The sequence below is a fragment of the Mesorhizobium sp. WSM4815 genome (assembly GCF_055811575.1).
The window spans coordinates 14,189-30,791 of the sequence record NZ_JBVVQS010000097.1; the positions used below are offsets into that span (position 1 = coordinate 14,189).

A 16,603-nucleotide genomic window follows, 5' to 3' on the forward strand; every position below is an offset into this window, starting at 1 on the left:
CGGCAGCCCGGACGATCATCCCTTTATCGCCGACCGCACGTCCAGGTCCTCGAGGGTTTGATCCAGGGTCATCCGGGTGCGTTCGAGGATTCCATCAATATCGTCATCGGTGCAGCAGAGCGGCGGCGCAAAGCCGAGAATGCCGCTGTTGAAGGCGCGGATGACAAGGCCGTTCGCCCACGCGCGCTCGAAGATGCGGCGCCCCGGATCGGCCGCCGCCGGCAGCGGCGTCTTGCGATCCTTGTCGGTGACCAACTCGATTGCTGCCAGCATGCCGCGACCGCGAATGTCGCCAACCAGCGGGTGGTCGGCGAGCGAGCGAAGGCCTGCCATCAAGCGCTTGCCGGCCTTGCGCCCATTCTCGAGCAAGCCGTCTTCGTAGAGACGCAGGCATTCGAGCCCGACTGCCGCGCTCACGGGATGGGCCGAATAAGTATAGCCATGGCCGACAGGCGCTTTGCCGGCTCCGTCCGCGATCGTATTGTACACATGGTCCGAGATGAAGACGGCGCCCATAGGCACGTAGCCGGAGGTCAGTCCCTTCGCCGTGGTCATGAGATCCGGCACGACCTCGTCTTCCTCGCAGGCGAAGAGGGGGCCGGTGCGGCCAAAGGCAGTGATAACTTCGTCGACAACGAACAGGATGTCGTGTTCCTTGCACACGGCGTGCAGAGCCTTCAGCCAACCTGTCGGTGGAACGAGGACACCGCCCGAACCCTGGATGGGTTCGGCGTAGAAGGCCGCAACGCGGCCAGCACCGAGTTCCGCGATTTTGGCGCGCAGGGCCGCGACGGATGCATCGATGATCGCCTGCGGGTCGGAACCGACCGGATTGCGATAGGCGTAGTGCGAGGGAATCTTGTGCTGCCAGTCGTAAGGCACGCCGAAACCTGCATGGAAAGCCGGAATTGCGGTCAGGCCTGACCCTGCCGTCGAGGAGCCATGGTAGCCATGCTCGACCGAGATGAACTGGTCCTTTTGCGGCGTGCCCTTGGCATGGTAGTAATAGCGAATGAAGCGGATCGTGCTGTCGATTGCGTCGGAGCCGCCAAGCGTGAAATAGACATGGTTCAGATCGCCGGGCGCCAGTTCGGCAAGCCTGGCAGCAAGGCGAATGGCAGGCTCGGACCCCAGCCCGAAATATCCCGTCGCATAGGGAAGCTCTCTTAGCTGCTTTGCGGCTGCTTCAACGACACTTTCCTGGCCGTAGCCGATGTTTACACACCATAGACCGGCGAATCCGTCGAGCAGGGTTTTCCCGCTTGCATCGGTCACCGTTGCGCCCTTGGCGGATTTGAGCACCCGCACGCCCGTCTCCTCGTGGCTCCGATAGCATGAAAACGGGTGAACCAGATGCGCGCGATCGAGTTCGATCAGTGAATTTGCCAGCATTTCTTCCTCCGATTCAACCGATTGCCTGATTTAACCAAGTGCCTGACTGACCAACGCATATGTGCGATGATGCGCCGGCTTGCTTTCTTTGTGCGTGGCTATGGAGCGTCGCATCGCGATCCCGCCGCCGACATGCGCCAGCCCGCGCCCGGTGAGCCATTCAGCAAGATCCGTTGAGACGTCGGTGTCGACACGCACGAACTTGCCCCGATGATGGGCGAGCAGAAAGTCGATCAGTGCCTTGGCCTCGGTACCGTTTCTCGCCACCACCGGGCCGATGACCAGCCCCCGGCCGAATGGCCGGATGGCGGAAAAGGCCTGGGCAACGCCTTCATCGCGAATGACAGCGAGCTTCGCGCGCTCGAAAACCCGTTTCATCAGCGCCGATCGGTCATGGCCAAATGCCTCGCGATCCAGCACCTCAAGGCGGGCAAGATCGCCGCTCTCTGCCCAGGATACACGGGCCGGCGCCGAAACTGCCAACGCCTCGCCCTGATGCTGCACGATCTCGCCAGTCGTGACGAAGCCCAGCTTCTCATAGAGCGGCAGGCCTTCCTGTGTCGCCGTCAGGCAACAGGTGCGCTCACCCGCCTTGGCCAGCGCCTCTTCCATCATCTTTCGGCCGAGTCCGCGGCCGCGCATCGCCGCATCGACGATCACCATGTTGATGGCGGCGGTATTGTCGCCGTAGGGGGTCATCATGATCGTCGCCACCACGCGTTCTTCTTCCAGGGCGACGATCCCCTGGCTGACCGACTGGGCCAGTTCCCAATCCTCGCGACGATGCGGCCAATTGACTTGGCGAGACAACTCGACAGCGCCTTCCAGGTGCCCCGGTGTCATCTCTTCAAGGATGATCTGTTGTGTGGTCATGATGAATTTCCAGCCTTCGTCTTCAGTGCTGACGGTAGACGAACAAAGACAGCAGTTCCTCCCGACCGGCAGCCAGGCGCGACGCGTTTTCACTATCCTTCGCCGCTCGCGCCGCATCTTCTGCCGAAGCAAGGCCGACAGGCCGCGCCGCTCCCAAAGCTCGAAAGGACTCCTGGCGCAACTCTCTGCCAAACCGGCGATGCAATACGAAACGATCTGCTTCAGGTCGCGGCGAATGCGGCCGTTAGTCTTCCAGATCTCCGCCTATGGTGATTGTGGTACAGGCACGCTGTGCCGAGAAAACCAGGAGGATGGTCGCCATGTCGACGTTCAGACCGAAATACATCACTTTCGATTGCTACGGCACGCTCACCAATTTCGATATGGCCGGTGCCGCGCGGCGCGTCTACGGCGAGCGCCTCTCCCCAGAGGCAATGGCCAGCTTCGTGGAGGCTTTTAGAGGCTATCGCCTTGACGAGGTGCTGGGGCCATGGAAACCCTTCCTCGAGGTGGTGCAGAATTCCATCGAACGCAGCTGCAAGCGCATCGGTATCCAGTTCAAACCCGAAGACGCCCAACGCATCTATGACGAAGTGCCGACCTGGGGTCCGCACCCCGACGTCCCGGCTGGCCTGTCCAGAGTGGCCAAGGAAATCCCACTGGTGATCCTGTCCAACTCCATGAACAGCCTGATCATGTCGAATGTGGAAAAGCTCGGCGCGCCCTTTCACACCGTCATCACCGCCGAAGAGGTTGGCGCCTACAAGCCGCTGATGAAGGGCTTTGAATACATGCTCGACAAGCTCGGCTGCGGCCCGGAGGACATCACTCATGTCTCCTCCTCGTTCCGCTACGATCTGATGACCGCCTACGATCTCGGCATCAAGAGCAAGGTCTGGGTGAACCGCGGCCACGAGCCCGCGAACCCCTTCTACGAATATACCGAGATCAAGGATATCGGCGGGCTGGCCGCCGCGGTCGGCCTGGAGCCCGTTCGGGAAGTTGCTTGAGGCTGGCGGGCCTCCGGCATCGCGCCATCCGAAGTATCGAAATGAGAAAGGGGCGGTTCGACCGCCCCTTTCTGATTGCTGGTGCATGTCTCTCGCTCGTCGTCCCAGGGCGGAGCAAGGAGCGAAGCGACGCGGCGCAGACCCTGTCATCCATTCTGCTGCCTGCCGGTCGGGCAGCCAATCTCCAACGCTGGCGATTGGCATAGGCCACCCAACTTCGTCATCCTAGGGCGAAGCAAGGAGCGGAGCGACGCGGCGCAGACCCTAGGATCCATGCCGTTACGCCAGCCGAAGAATGCAACGGCTCAGAACGGCGCTCGCATGCGCAACGGTGCACGTCACCCTTCTGCCGGCCAATGCCACCAGAAGCGCGACACGATCTACATCGGCGTCGCCACGACCTCGGCCGCCGCATGCCGGAGCACAAGTCCGGCAACGGCTCGCGCTTCACCGGCCGCTACGGTTCTGCTCCGCAGGAGCACTGCCGCCAGGCAACGGCATGGATCCCAGGGTCTACGCCGCGTCGCTTCGCTCCTTGCTCCGCCCTGGGATGACGAAGTGGAGGGATGCTTCGGCCAATCTCGGAGGCTTGCGATTGCCACTGAAAATCGGCCGCTGAAAGGGAGTTGGTCCAATGCATGTCGCGCAAAGGGATGCCCTCGGGCCTGACCCTGGGCCTGACCGAGGGTGTGCAGCGGTTTTGCGATAGCGACAGCATAAACAACAACCTAAAGCGCGCCGCATGAGGCCGGTCAAACGCGACGCACTTTAGTTCGCAGTTGCGACTCCGAAAGGCCTCTATTAATTAAGCCCGCCAACATGGAGCGTCTTGACCTCGAGATATTCGTCGATGCCGAGTTGCGATCCTTCCCGCCCCATGCCTGACTGCTTGACACCGCCGAAAGGCGCAACCTCGGTCGAGATCAGGCCTGTGTTGAGCCCGACCATGCCGAACTCCAGCGCCTCGGCGACACGCCATGACCGCTTGAGGTCGTCGGTGTAGAAGTAGGCGGCAAGGCCGAACGGCGTAGCGTTCGCGATGGTGATGGCCTGTTCCTCCGTCTCGAAGCGAAAAAGCGGCGCCACCGGACCGAAGGTCTCTTCCGATGCCAGCAGCATCTCGGTAGTAGCCTCCCCCAGGACGACGGGCCGCGCATATTGCCTGCCGTCGGGCACTGCCTCGCTTTGGGCGAGGATCTGCGCGCCTTTTTTCTTCGCATCCGCAATGTGACGCTCGATCTTGTCGATCGCGGCCGTGTTGATCATCGGGCCGATCTCAGTGCCCTCGTCGGTCCCCGCGCCAACCTTCATCCGCGTGACGCGCTGGCTCAGCTTTTCGGCGAAAGCGTCGTAAACGCCTTCCTGCACGAGAATCCGGTTCGCGCAAACGCAGGTCTGACCGCCATTGCGGAACTTGGATACGATCACCCCTTCAACTGCGTTATCCAGATCGGCGTCGTCAAAGACGATAAAGGGCGCGTTGCCGCCAAGCTCCAGGCTCAGCCGCTTGATGCTGTCGGCCGCGCCACGCATGAGCAGCGCACCGACGCGGGTCGAACCGGTGAACGAGATCTTGCGCACCGTTTCGTTGGCCATCAGCTCTTTGCCGATCTCGCCCGGCATGCCGGTCACGACGTTGATAACGCCTGCCGGGATGCCCGCCCGCTCCGCCAGGACACCGAGCGCGAGCGCCGAAAAGGGTGTGAACTCCGACGGCTTGACGACAACCGTGCAGCCGGCGGCCAGCGCCGGTGCTACTTTGCGCGTGATCATCGCATTGGGGAAATTCCACGGCGTGATGATGGCGCAGACGCCGACGGCTTCCTTGAGAACCAGAATGCGGCGATCGGCGGTGGGTGACGGAATGGTCGAGCCACCGATGCGGCGCGCCTCCTCCGCAAACCATTTTACAAAGGATGCGCCGTAGCGGATTTCCGCCGACGCCTCGGCAAGCGGCTTGCCCTGCTCCAGCGTCAGCAGAAGCGCCAAATCCTGTTCGTGCTGGCGAATGAGGTCGTGCCAGCGCTCCAGCAATCTCGCACGCTCGGCATGGGTCGTCTTCTTCCAGCTTTTGAATGCCTCGGCCGCAGCACCGATCGCGGCCCGGGTGTCGTCGCCGCCCATATCGGGAACGCTGCCAAGAACGGCCAGGGTGGCAGGGTTGGTGACCTCGACGGCGGCCTTTGTATCCGCTTCCCGCCACACACCGCCAATCAACGCCTGCTGGCGGAACAGGTCCGCATCGTCAAACGTGCCAATCTTCGTTATCGCATTCATGGTCTTTCCTCTGCCCTTTCAGCTCAACGCCGCAAGCACGGCTTGCGTGATTGTTTCAGTCCGGTCCTTGCCTGCGATCGTGCCAATGCCCCGCGCGGTTATGGACTCGATTGCCGACATCACGTCTGCCGCAGCATGCCCCTCGCCCAGATGCTCGAGCATCATCGCACCGGACCAGATCGCGGCGATCGGATTGGCGACACCGAGATGCGCGATGTCGGGCGCCGAACCGTGGACCGGTTCGAACATGGAAGGCGCACTGCGATCGGGATTGATATTGGCGGAGGCGGCGTAACCCAGCCCGCCCTGAATGGCCGCTCCAATATCGGTTAGGATGTCGCCAAACAGGTTCGAGGCGACGATCACGTCGAGGCTTTCCGGCGCCAGCACCATGCGGGCGGCAATGGCGTCGATGTGGTAGTGCGAGACCTCGACATCGGCATAGTCCTTCGCCACCTCACGCGTGACCTCATCCCAGAAAACCATGGAATGCTTTTGGGCGTTGGATTTGGTCACGGATGCGAGCTTCTTGCCGCGCGCCCGCGCCTGTTCGAAACCGAAACGCATGATCCGTTCGACACCGGCACGCGTGAAGATTGACGTCTCAATCGCGACCTCATTGGCCGTGCCGGAATGCACGCGCCCGCCGGCGCCGGAATATTCGCCTTCCGTATTCTCGCGAATGCACAGGATGTCGAAACCATCGGAGCGGAGGGGCCCCTGAACGCCCGGCAACAGCCTGTGCGGCCGTATGTTGGCGTACTGCGTGAACCCTTTCCGGATCGGCAGCAGCAGTCCGTGAAGCGATACTGAGTCGGGTACTTCCGCGGGCCAGCCTACAGCGCCGAGATAGATCGCATCGAATTTTCGGAGTGTCTCGATGCCATCTGGCGGCATCATTGCGCCGGTTTCCAGGTAGTAGGCGCACGACCATGGGAAGCGTGTGCCATCAAGGGCGAAACCGCCCCGTTTGGCCGCGGCCTGCATCACCTGCCATGCCGCCCCGGTCACGTCCTTGCCGATGCCGTCGCCGGGGATGAGCGCTATGTCATAGGTCTTCATCGATCGAGGTCCTCATTCGCACTAGCGGAACCATAGCGGACCGCGCGCCGCATTTTTCGTCGAGAATAAGCGGCCCGCCAGCGTCGAATCGCGTCGGGCCGAACTTGGATAGCCGATTGTTCTGGAACCGCCGCGCGCTCTACTCGGCCGTACCTTGAGCACTGAACTCAGTCGTAAACGCAGACGTAGATCTTGCGCACGGTCTCGATCGTGCGCCAGACACCCACGAAACCGGGCTTCATCACGAAACTGTCGCCGGCGCGGTAAGTCTTGGTCTCGCCGCCCTTCTCCTCGATTTCGATGAGGCCCGAAAGGATATGGCAGAACTCGTAGGTGGTGCCCTTGATCGAATGCGTCTCGCCGGGGGTGGCTTCCCAGACGCCGGTCAGAACCTTCTCACCTTTCGAGGCATCCTGCGCCCAGCTCTTGAAGGATGGAGTGCCGGAAATGAGCCGCTCAGGCAGCGGCAATGCCTCCTTCGGCGAGAAGGCGGGATTTGTGTCAATCGTGGTCAGCAGTGACATGTGGGTCTCCTGGTTAGTAGCCGAGTGTCCGATCGATGAGGCCGATCAGTTCTTCGCCGGCGCGGTGGCGCCGGACGTTGTCGACGGCGGCTTGCGCCGCCGTATGTGGTTGTGTCACCGAAGCAATGTGCGGCGTTATCATCACCTTCGGATGCGACCACAGCGGATGGTTTTCCGGGAGCGGTTCCGGATCAGTGACATCAAGCATCGCCGCAGCTACGTGACCGGTATCGAGCGCGTCGATCAGCGCGGCCTGGTCGAGTTGCGGACCCCTGCCGACATGCAGCAGCCGCGCCCCGGCTGGTAGCAAGGAGAAGAGTTTTGCATCGAGAATGCCGCTGGTTTCCGGCGTCAGCGGCAGCAGGCAGACGAGAATGTCCGTCTGCTTCAGAAAGCGGGGCAACTGATCGGCGCCGTGAAAACAGGTGACTCCCTCAATCCGCTTTTCGCTGCGGCTCCACCCGGCAAGCGGAAACTGGAATGGCTTCAGGCGTTCGATTGCCGCCTGCGCCAGCATGCCAAGACCAAGAAAGCCGACCCGGCGCTCAGCCGCCTGTCGAGCGGCAATCGGTTGCCAGAGGCACCTCTTCTGCTGCTCGAGATAGGCGGGCATCTCCCGGTGGAGCGCCAACACGCCAAGCGCGACGTATTCCTGCATCATGCGGATGATGCCGTCCTCGACCATGCGCACAAGCTTCACATGGCTTGGCACAACGTCTTGCTTGAATTGGTCGACGCCGGCTCCGATCGAAAACAGCACTTCCAGGTTGCGATAGCGGGAGATGTCGTCCGGCACCGTCCAGGTGATGAGATAGCGCACCTTGTCCGGCTCCAACTCATCGCCGGAATGGAAGAATTCCAGATCCGGGAGTTCGCGCGCAAAAATCTCGCGGAACACCGCGGCACGCGCCGCATCGGAATTGAAAAGGAATGCCATGGAACCCGCCTCTAGTTCACGCCGCGATGCGCGCGCCGAGATCCTCGATCATGCTCTGGCAGGCAGCAAGCTCACCGATCTCGATGTATTCATTGGGACGATGCGCGCGGGAAATTTCGCCAGGGCCGCAAATGATCGCATCGATACCGGCCTGCTGATAAAGTCCGGCCTCGGTGCCGTAACTGACCGCTGTGAGCGGCTCCTGCCCGGTCAGCTCGGTCAGGACGGCCGCCAGCTTGCTCCCATCCGCCGGCGCAAGGGCGGGGTAGGAACTCAACTCGTGCCAAGCCACCTCGAAGCCGCCCTCGCGTAGATCGAAAAGCCGGGCTTTGACCGGCTCGAGCAGGGAGGCTGGGGAAACGCCCGGCACGGCGCGCACCTCGATATCGGCTGTGCAGTGGCCAGCGATGATGTTGACCGCCTGTCCACCGGCGATGACGCCCACCTGCAAGGAAGAATATGGGGGCTCGAAATTATGATCGAGCGGGCCGCCGGCGAGGGATTGGCCGTATGCCACGGCGTGCGTGATGACGCCCGCCATGGCGTGCACGGCATTGAGGCCGAGATCGGGGCGTGACGAGTGGCCGGATCGCCCGATCACCTCGAGCCGCGCGGCGGCCTTTCCCTTGTGCGCACGCACAGGTTGCATCCGGCTGGGCTCGCCGACAATTGCGCCAAGCGGCCTCTCGCACAGGCTCGGCAACGCAGCCAGGAGATGCGGCACACCACGGCACCCCGCCTCTTCGTCGTAGGAGAATGCGAGATGGACTGGCTGCCGCAGGTTCATTGCCGCAAGTCCTGGCAGCGCGGCCAATGCGCAGGCGAGAAAGCCCTTCATGTCGGTGGTGCCACGGCCGTAAAGCCTGCCGCCCTCGCGACGCAGGACGAACGGATCCGAGCTCCATTCCGGCTCGCCGGCCGGCACGACATCCATATGTCCGGAGATGACGTAGCCCCGACCGCCACGCGGGCCGACCGTGACGAACAGGTTGGACCGGTCGCCCTCGGGACCGGGCAGAACCGTCACCTCGGCTCCGGCTGCCTGACAGTAGTCGCGGATCCAATCGACGATCTCACCGTTTGGCGTGCCCACAACTGAGGGAAACGCAATCAGGGTCGCGAGGATTTCTTCCACGTTCATGGCGATCCGCTCTGCTTGCACACTGTAGGTTGCGCCCAGCCTATCCCTGAGCAGCAGTGTTCCCTGCCGAATCGCGTCGTGCTTTGGTTGAAGATTGCGAAAAAACGCCTCGAACCAGCGAAACCTGCTGGCGTTCCACTGTAATGCTGCTGCAAATGAAGCCTGTCGCAAACATGGCTATCGGCGCCAGGAGTTAACACCGCGTGCCCTGGGCATTCGTTGAAAGACATTCGTTGAAGGAGCGGATCGACTGAGATGCAGAGATCAGTACGCCTGAAATCCTTTGAACTGGTCGCGCGCGACATCAACGATGTCGATGTTGATCTGCTGCATGCACTATCGATTTCGGTCCGCTGGCCGCATCGCCCCAAGGACTGGGATTTGTTGCGCCGCGCCGGCCACGGCATCGTCGCCGTTGACGGAATCGGGCGCGTCTTCGGAAGCGCGATGTGGTTTCCCCAAGGGGACGATTTTGCCACCATTGGCCTGGTGATCACGACGCCTCGCGCACAGGCGCAGGGAGGCGGCCGATGGCTCATGGACCAGGTCCTCGAGCAGTGCGGGGATCGCAATCTGGCCCTGAATGCCACCCATGCCGCCTATCCTCTGTATGTATCGCTCGGCTTCACGAACGAGGCGATCGTCTACATGCGCCAGGGCGAGATCCCACAAAAACTCCCGCCAATGCCAGCTCCGGATGGTGAATTAAGTGATCTGCCCAGCGGCAGACTTCGCGAGATCACCGAACTGGACGCGCGCGCATTCGGGACCAACCGTGCAAGGCTGCTTGCGTTGCTCTCGCAGGATGCCTCGATCGCCACTTTGAGTCGCGGCGGCGAGGTCGTTGGCTATTCCATGTGTCGCGAGTTCGGGCGCGGCCATGTGATTGGTCCCACAATAGCCCGAAACGACCAGGACGCGGTCCACCTCACAGCCGTCCATCTGAAGAAGCTGGCAGGTCGATTCGCCCGCGTCGATACGCGCGAGAAGGATGGCGTGTTTGCCGAGTTTCTGCAGCAGAGCGGCCTCGGCATTGCCGAGACCGTGACGACGATGTCCAAAGGCCGCCGCTTTCTGAACCGCGAAAGCAACGAGCCCTGGGTCTATGGATTGGCCAGCCACGCCTGGAGCTGAATGCAAGCACGCTATCGCCGATGCCGCAGGGCGGCTATCGCCGATGCCGCAGGGCGGCTATCGCCGATGCCGCAGGGCCGCTCCGGTCCCGTCAACGCTCTCACAACGACTCCAGCGCCCTGGACATGCGTTCGAGCCCTCTGCGCAACAGCGGACGAGGGCAACCGACATTGAGGCGAATGAAGCCTTCACCGCCGGGTCCATAGACGCGCCCGTCGTACAAATTGACTCCGGCTCGGTCGACGAAAAACCGTTGAACGCCTCCGACCTTCCGATCGAGCCCGCGCGCATCCAGCCACACCAGGAAGGAAGCGTCCGGCCGCATCGGTGTGATGCCCGGCAGGCGATCCTCGGCGAAGTTGAGGACGAAATCGACATTACCGCCGATGTAGCGCGTCAGCTGATCCAGCCACGGCGCGCCGGTGCTGTAGGCGACCTCTAGCGCCAGCCGTCCAAAGAAGTTGGCATTGACCATGAACGATGCCTGCATGGTGGCCAGAAGCGCCTCGCGCCGCTGCTTGTTGGCCACCGACACGGTTGCGGAGGGCACGCCGGCCAGATTGAAGGTCTTCGTTGGAGCCGTGCAGATGAATGACTTTTCCGCGGCATCCTCCGAGAGGGACGAGAAGACGATGTGCGGGCGATCCGACAATCTGATATCGCAATGGATGTCATCAGATATGACAAGGATGCCGTAGCGCTCGCAGATATCGTTCAGCGCCGTCAATTCCCCGCGCGTCCACACCTTTCCAGCTGGATTGTGCGGATTACACAACAGGAAGGCCTTGGCGCCGGCTGCCAGTTTCGCGAAGTTCTCCAGGTCGAGTTCATATCGGTTATCCTGCAACCTTAGCCTGTTGACCAGCAGCTTCCTGCCGTTCCCCTGAATCATTTCGAAATAGGGCGAGTAAATGGGAGACTGCACAATCACCCCGTCCCCGGGCTTCGTGAAGGTCCGAAGCATCGCGGCTACCGACGGCATGATCGCAGGCGCCGGCAGCAGCGATTCCAGTGCCGGCGACCAGCCGTGCCGACGCGCGAACCATGATTGCACAATCTCGTAGTGACGGGGGTCGCGGCGGGTATAGCCATAGATTCCATGGTCCGCCGCTTCCCGCAGCCGTGCGATGACGGTTTCAGGCGCGCGAAAATCCATGTCCGCGGTCCACAGCGAAAGCAGATCTTCGCCCTCGACCCGAGGCGAGAATTCGTCCCACTGATTGGCCCATTTGACTGACCCAAACTGGTGGCGATCATAGATCCTGTCGAAGTCGATCATTCCAACATTTCTTTCCGCAACCGTCGGTTGCGATGCATCTGCACAAGCCATTGCCTGGTTTCCGGTGTGGTTTTCGCCGCTCGCGGCTGCTCGAACTTTTGGCGGGCTATTTGAGGATTTGCGCCACGTGCCTCGTTGCTGAAACTGCCTGTCGCATACTCCGCTTCCTAGCTCCTGTGGCCACGCGCCAACGCGCGCTCCATCGACTGCGAGTACCGGGACATTCCGAAGCAAAAAATCCAGTAGACCAGCCCGGCGAAGAGATAGCCGGTCGAGGAGATCGTCGGCCCGGCCCAGTTCGGGTCGACACGCGCCGTTTCGACGGCTCTCAGGAAGTCGGCAATGCCGACGATCGCCACCAGCGTCGTGTCCTTGAACAGCCCGATGAATGTCGAGACGATGCCTGGGATGACGATAGTGAGCGCCTGCGGCAGGATGATCAGACGCATCATGGTGAAGTAGCTGACGCCGAGCGCCTTTGCCGCCTCATATTGCCCCTTCGGGATCGCCTGAAGGCCGGCGCGCACCACCTCGGCCATGTAGGCCGACGAGAACAGCGCTATTGCAATCAGCGGACGCAGCAGCCGATCGGGCGTCAGATAGTCGGGGACGAAGAGCGGCATCATGAAATTCGCCATGAACAGCACCGTGATGAACGGCACACCCCTGACGACCTCGATGAAGATCACACACACTGCTCTGACGAGGGGAAGCTCCGATCGTCGGCCAAGCGCGAGAAGCACACCGAGCGGGAGCGAGAAGACGATGCCCACGATCGACATGAGCAGCGTGATGAGCAGCCCACCCCACAAGACGGTATCGATGACCGGCAGATTGAAGGACGCGACACCGCGCAACAACGCGAAGGCGACGGCTGGGTAGGCAACAAAGAACAGCAACGCCGCCACGTTGCGCCGCGGCGCCCGTTTCCACAGCAGCCAGACGATCAGCACGGCGCCGATTGCCAGCGTCAGGTCCACCCGCCAGCGCTCGGAAACCGGATATGCTCCGTAGCGGAGATAGTCGAATTTCTCCACGATGAACGGCCAACAGGCGCCGTCAGGGTTGGCGAGGCATTCTTCCTGTGCGCCTGCCCAGACTGCGTCCAAGACTGCAAAACTCACGAATTGATGCAAAAGCCATGCAGCGAGAACTGTGAAGCAGATCGTGAGCACGCCGGAGAACGGTGTCGAGAACAGGTTCTTTCTGATCCAGGTCGCCGGGCTCGGCCGGATTCCAGAAGGCGGCGCCATAGACGGCAGAAGCGGAGCGCTAACGAGGGGCGGATGCAGGGACTGGCCGCTCATGCATCACCTCTCGACGATCGCGAAACGTTGATTGAAAGCGTTCATGGCCATCGACATGACGAGGGAGATCGCGAGATAGACCGACAGCGTGATCGCCATCACCTGGATGGCGGCGCCGGTCTGGTTGAGCACCGTTCCCGCGAAAATCTGGACGAGGTCGGGGTAGCCGATAAACACCGCGAGTGAGGAATTCTTCGTCAGATTCAGGTACTGGCTGGTCAGGGGCGGTATGATGATGCGCAGTGCCTGCGGAACAATGACCAGGCGAAGCGTTTTGCCCGGCGCAAGCCCGAGCGCATGGGCGGCTTCGGTCTGGCCTTTCGGCACAGCCTGGATTCCGCTGCGGACAATTTCCGCGATAAAGGAAGCGGTGTAGACGGACAGACCGATCAGAAGCGCGGCGAACTCCGGATAAAGCTGGTGTCCACCCCGGTAATTGAACCCCTTCAACTCTGGCGTCACGAACGACACCGGCGAACCGACCAGGAGGAAGACGATCAGAGGCAGTCCGATCAAGACAGCGAGGCTGACCCAAAGCACGGGCAGCTGCTTTCCGGTGCGGTTCTGTGCGCGCCTGGCGTAGGACCAAAAAGCGACGCAGCAGATGCTGGCCGCCAGGAATGCAAGTCCCACGGTACCTGCTCCTGCGTAGAGCTGGATTTCCGGAATGATGAGACCGCGATTGTTCAGATAGATGCCGCCGGGGAGTTCGATCGACGCCCTCGGCGCAGGCAGTGCTTTCAGGACTGCATTGTACCAGAACAAAAGCTGCAGCAATAACGGGATGTTGCGTATGATCTCTACATAGGAGGCCGCGACTTTTGAAACGATCCAGTTCGGTGACAGGCGGGCAATGCCGACGACAAAGCCCAAGACTGTGGCCAACACGATCCCAAGCAAGCTAACGTAGAGGGTGTTGGCCACGCCGACCCAGAACGCCTGGCCGTAGGTGGAGAGCGTGTCGTAGGGGATCAGTGTCTGATTGATGTCGAAGCCGGCGGTCTCGTTCCAGAAGCCGAAGGACAGCGGAATCCCGCGTGCCCTCATGTTCGACGCAGTCTGAACGGCAATGCCCACGGCCAATGCCAGCAGGCTGGCCGCCAGCAAAAGCTGATAGATGATGCCGCGGACCTTGGCGTCGTGCAGGGGCAGGCTCCTGCGCGAGGGCGCGGCGAGCAGCACGTCGGACATGACCCTGTTCCTGTGTTGGTGCAGAACTAATGCATGTCGCGCAAAAGTGCGCAGCGGTTTTGCGATAACGACATGCATAAACAAGAACTTAATGCGTGTCGCATGACTCCATTCAACCCCGACGCGCTTTAAGACGCCGGCGCAATCGCCGGCGGCTTGTGACCGACCCGGCCTAGCGGATCGGCGGGGCGTACTGGAGACCGCCCTCACTCCAAAGAGCGTTCAGGCCGCGCTCCATCTTGAGCGGCGAGGCCTTGCCGATATTGCGATCGAACACTTCGCCATAGTTGCCGACCTGCTGGATAACGTCCACGGACCAGCTATCGCCAAGCCCGAGATCCTTTCCGAGGCTGCCCTCCGCTCCGAGCAGCCGGCGAATGTTCGGGTTGTCCGACGACTTCATTTCATCGACATTCTGCTGGGTTACGCCCAATTCTTCGGCTGCGACCATGACAAGGAGCGTCCATTTGGCCACGTTGAGCCAATGATCATCGCCCTGCCGCACGGCAGGCCCAAGCGGCTCCTTGGAGATTAGTTCGGGAAGCACGATGCTGTCGTCGGCCTTCGCCATGCGCTGGCGCGATGCATTCAAGGTGGACGTATCGGCGGAGAGGACGTCGCAGCGACCTTCGTCGTATGCCTTTACGACGGCTTCTTCATCGGCAAACCCAACGGTCGAGAATGTCATCGAATGCGACCGGAAGTAATCGGCGAGATTCAATTCTGTCGTAGTGCCCTGGGTGACGCAGATGGATGCGCCATCCAGATCCTTGGCCGAACCGACGTTCTCCGCTTTGCGGACCATAAAACCCTGGCCATCGTAGAAATACGTGCCCGCAAAAAGTATTCCGAGAGACGTGTCGCGCGATGACGTCCAGGTTGCGTTATGTGCGAGTATATCGATCTCGCCCGACTGAAGCGCGGTGAACCGGTCCTTCGGCGTAAGCGGAATGAACCTTACCTTCTGCGCATCGCCCAGAACCGCTGCTGCAACAGCGCGACAATAGTCGACCACGAACCCGGTCCATTTGCCCTCATTGTCTGGAAGGCTAAATCCGGCCGTCGCTGAGTTGGTTCCGCAGGTCAGAACTCCGTTCTTCCTGACATTTTCGATCGTCGCGGCGGACGCGTTGGTTACAACGAGCCCTACCGCTGCTCCGACCAGACTCTTGAGAATTGCTTGCATCTTGGTTCCCCTTATTTTTTGTGGAGCACCAAGGTTGCGCAGGCCTCATTATTGGTCAAATTCATTCTCGTCATGATGACTATGAGGTCTGCTCATACAATGGCTGCACTCGTAATGGTTTCAGCCGTGTGTCTCCTGTTTATTTCTTCTGTTCTCTCTCAGAAACAATTTCTCTCTTTTTAATCTGTGACTCAGAGTAGATGTTTGAGAGAACTTCTTTGAGCCAGATCGTCCCTGGGTCCGTGGCCATTTGCGGATGAAGGAGCAACCACGCGCTCACATTCGGGATCGGCAGCGGCGGCGAAAGGAGAGTCACTTCACTCGCTTTATCAAGAATTTGGAGGATTCCGTCACCACAATGAGCAACAAGTTCGGTGCCTCGCAAGACCCACGGCAGTGCCAGATAATTCGATATCGTCGCGACCACGTTCCGCCGCAAACCAAGCTCCTTGAGCGCGGCATCCGCAAGTCCCCTGGAAACACCATCGGCGGAAACCTGCAAGTGAGACGCTGACAGGTATGTCTCCAATGACATCGCCGAACTTGCGATTTGGCTGCCGCTCCAAACTGCGCAGAAGAGACGATCCTGGCCCAGTTCGATCTTCAAAAGGCTTGGGTCATCCTTGATCACTGCTCCAGTCAATGCACAGTCGATCTGTCGAAGATGAACCGAGGACGGGATATCGAGCCCGTTCGCTGGAATAATATTCAACGTGGCACCGGGCGCCTGCCTGGAAAACTCCCGCAGAAGACGGGGTATGATTATCATCGCATGGTAGTCGGTGAGCCCGACACGAAAGTTCCGCCGCGTGGTTGCGGGATCGAAAGTTTGATGGCGATCAATCGAGGCTCGAATCGTTGCCAATCCGGCCGAAATGTCTGGCAGAAGCTCGACCGCCCGCGGCGTTGGCCTCATAACGCCTCCATCGCGCGTGAACAGTCTGTCGCCGAAAAGGTGCCGCAGCCTGGATAAGGAATGGCTGATCGCAGATTGCGTTCTTCCCAATTCGCATGCCGTACGCGTGACGCTTCTTTCGCGCATCATGACGTCGAACACGCGCAGCAAATTCAGGTCGAGGTCATCGAAGCTCATGAGATTGCCCATGAATGTTTGTCATGCATGGTTTGTCATGAATCAGCACCGAAAAATGACCACCACAGAGAGCCGATAAGGCCTTGGGTTTCATGATGAGGCGAGAACGCTCGATTGCTGGCCCTGCCCTCGCCAGGGATTGCAAGCACATTGTGCACTTGCTCGGGGCCTCGAGTCTGACGGGTACATCCGCAGGA

14 protein-coding genes are annotated in these 16,603 nt (G+C 60.8%); 2 read left to right on the plus strand and 12 right to left on the minus strand.

Features of this window, described 5'->3' with window-relative positions; all coding sequences use genetic code 11:
• Positions 1-15: 15 nt before the first annotated feature.
• Both AC0L2B_RS19750 and AC0L2B_RS19755 read right to left on the minus strand, forming a co-directional pair.
• Positions 16-1,392, minus strand: coding sequence for an aminotransferase class III-fold pyridoxal phosphate-dependent enzyme (locus AC0L2B_RS19750; protein ID WP_473516660.1), 1,377 nt, complete (start codon positions 1,390-1,392; stop codon positions 16-18).
• Positions 1,393-1,422: 30 nt separating this feature from the next.
• The gene (locus AC0L2B_RS19755) at positions 1,423-2,265 is read right to left on the minus strand and encodes a GNAT family N-acetyltransferase (RefSeq protein ID WP_473746693.1); all 843 of its coding nucleotides are present in this window, start codon (positions 2,263-2,265) and stop codon (positions 1,423-1,425) included.
• Between the two features lie 320 nt (positions 2,266-2,585).
• Between AC0L2B_RS19755 and AC0L2B_RS19760 the strand changes: the two genes are divergently transcribed.
• The gene (locus AC0L2B_RS19760) at positions 2,586-3,275 is read left to right on the plus strand and encodes a haloacid dehalogenase type II (RefSeq protein ID WP_287174371.1); all 690 of its coding nucleotides are present in this window, start codon (positions 2,586-2,588) and stop codon (positions 3,273-3,275) included.
• A gap of 801 nt (positions 3,276-4,076) precedes the next feature.
• On the opposite strand, the gene AC0L2B_RS19765 is transcribed toward AC0L2B_RS19760, so the two are convergent.
• The 5 genes from AC0L2B_RS19765 to argE form a co-directional block, all read right to left on the minus strand.
• Positions 4,077-5,552, minus strand: coding sequence for an NAD-dependent succinate-semialdehyde dehydrogenase (locus AC0L2B_RS19765; protein WP_473746523.1), 1,476 nt, complete (start codon positions 5,550-5,552; stop codon positions 4,077-4,079).
• Between the two features lie 18 nt (positions 5,553-5,570).
• On the minus strand, positions 5,571-6,614 hold the full coding sequence (locus tag AC0L2B_RS19770; protein ID WP_473746524.1) for a tartrate dehydrogenase: 1,044 nt from the start codon (positions 6,612-6,614) through the stop codon (positions 5,571-5,573).
• A 167-nt stretch (positions 6,615-6,781) separates the two neighbouring features.
• A complete protein-coding gene (locus AC0L2B_RS19775) occupies positions 6,782-7,138 on the minus strand; it encodes a cupin domain-containing protein (protein WP_473746525.1) in 357 nt (118 codons plus the stop codon).
• Positions 7,139-7,151: 13 nt separating this feature from the next.
• Positions 7,152-8,075 (minus strand): 2-hydroxyacid dehydrogenase, encoded by a 924-nt coding sequence (locus AC0L2B_RS19780; protein WP_473746526.1) that lies wholly within the window; start codon positions 8,073-8,075, stop codon positions 7,152-7,154.
• Between the two features lie 16 nt (positions 8,076-8,091).
• Positions 8,092-9,216, minus strand: coding sequence for an acetylornithine deacetylase (gene argE, locus AC0L2B_RS19785; RefSeq protein WP_473746527.1), 1,125 nt, complete (start codon positions 9,214-9,216; stop codon positions 8,092-8,094).
• Between the two features lie 255 nt (positions 9,217-9,471).
• On the opposite strand from argE, the gene AC0L2B_RS19790 reads away from it, so the two are divergent.
• Entirely contained in the window at positions 9,472-10,350 is an 879-nt protein-coding gene (locus AC0L2B_RS19790; RefSeq protein ID WP_473746528.1) for a GNAT family N-acetyltransferase, read from the plus strand.
• A gap of 100 nt (positions 10,351-10,450) precedes the next feature.
• Here the strand turns inward: AC0L2B_RS19790 and AC0L2B_RS19795 are convergent, their stop codons facing one another.
• The 5 genes from AC0L2B_RS19795 to AC0L2B_RS19815 form a co-directional block, all read right to left on the minus strand.
• Positions 10,451-11,629, minus strand: coding sequence for a MalY/PatB family protein (locus AC0L2B_RS19795; protein WP_473746529.1), 1,179 nt, complete (start codon positions 11,627-11,629; stop codon positions 10,451-10,453).
• Positions 11,630-11,796: 167 nt separating this feature from the next.
• The gene (locus AC0L2B_RS19800; protein WP_473746530.1) at positions 11,797-12,936 is read right to left on the minus strand and encodes an amino acid ABC transporter permease; all 1,140 of its coding nucleotides are present in this window, start codon (positions 12,934-12,936) and stop codon (positions 11,797-11,799) included.
• 3 nt (positions 12,937-12,939) lie between these two features.
• A complete protein-coding gene (locus AC0L2B_RS19805; protein ID WP_473746531.1) occupies positions 12,940-14,127 on the minus strand; it encodes an amino acid ABC transporter permease in 1,188 nt (395 codons plus the stop codon).
• A gap of 172 nt (positions 14,128-14,299) precedes the next feature.
• Positions 14,300-15,313 (minus strand): amino acid ABC transporter substrate-binding protein, encoded by a 1,014-nt coding sequence (locus tag AC0L2B_RS19810; protein ID WP_473746532.1) that lies wholly within the window; start codon positions 15,311-15,313, stop codon positions 14,300-14,302.
• A gap of 139 nt (positions 15,314-15,452) precedes the next feature.
• Complete coding sequence (locus AC0L2B_RS19815; protein WP_473746533.1) at positions 15,453-16,418, minus strand: LysR family transcriptional regulator; 966 nt, start codon at positions 16,416-16,418, stop codon at positions 15,453-15,455.
• Positions 16,419-16,603 lie beyond the last annotated feature (185 nt).

Bases quoted from the DNA above. Each gene is read 5' to 3' on its own strand.
- AC0L2B_RS19750 (WP_473516660.1), bottom strand. From the start codon at position 1,392: ATGCTGGCAAATTCACTGATCGAACTCGATCGCGCGCATCTGGTTCAC.
- AC0L2B_RS19755 (WP_473746693.1), bottom strand. From the start codon at position 2,265: ATGACCACACAACAGATCATCCTTGAAGAGATGACACCGGGGCACCTG.
- AC0L2B_RS19760 (WP_287174371.1), top strand. From the start codon at position 2,586: ATGTCGACGTTCAGACCGAAATACATCACTTTCGATTGCTACGGCACG.
- AC0L2B_RS19765 (WP_473746523.1), bottom strand. From the start codon at position 5,552: ATGAATGCGATAACGAAGATTGGCACGTTTGACGATGCGGACCTGTTC.
- AC0L2B_RS19770 (WP_473746524.1), bottom strand. From the start codon at position 6,614: ATGAAGACCTATGACATAGCGCTCATCCCCGGCGACGGCATCGGCAAG.
- AC0L2B_RS19775 (WP_473746525.1), bottom strand. From the start codon at position 7,138: ATGTCACTGCTGACCACGATTGACACAAATCCCGCCTTCTCGCCGAAG.
- AC0L2B_RS19780 (WP_473746526.1), bottom strand. From the start codon at position 8,075: ATGGCATTCCTTTTCAATTCCGATGCGGCGCGTGCCGCGGTGTTCCGC.
- argE (WP_473746527.1), bottom strand. From the start codon at position 9,216: ATGAACGTGGAAGAAATCCTCGCGACCCTGATTGCGTTTCCCTCAGTT.
- AC0L2B_RS19790 (WP_473746528.1), top strand. From the start codon at position 9,472: ATGCAGAGATCAGTACGCCTGAAATCCTTTGAACTGGTCGCGCGCGAC.
- AC0L2B_RS19795 (WP_473746529.1), bottom strand. From the start codon at position 11,629: ATGATCGACTTCGACAGGATCTATGATCGCCACCAGTTTGGGTCAGTC.
- AC0L2B_RS19800 (WP_473746530.1), bottom strand. From the start codon at position 12,936: ATGAGCGGCCAGTCCCTGCATCCGCCCCTCGTTAGCGCTCCGCTTCTG.
- AC0L2B_RS19805 (WP_473746531.1), bottom strand. From the start codon at position 14,127: ATGTCCGACGTGCTGCTCGCCGCGCCCTCGCGCAGGAGCCTGCCCCTG.
- AC0L2B_RS19810 (WP_473746532.1), bottom strand. From the start codon at position 15,313: ATGCAAGCAATTCTCAAGAGTCTGGTCGGAGCAGCGGTAGGGCTCGTT.
- AC0L2B_RS19815 (WP_473746533.1), bottom strand. From the start codon at position 16,418: ATGGGCAATCTCATGAGCTTCGATGACCTCGACCTGAATTTGCTGCGC.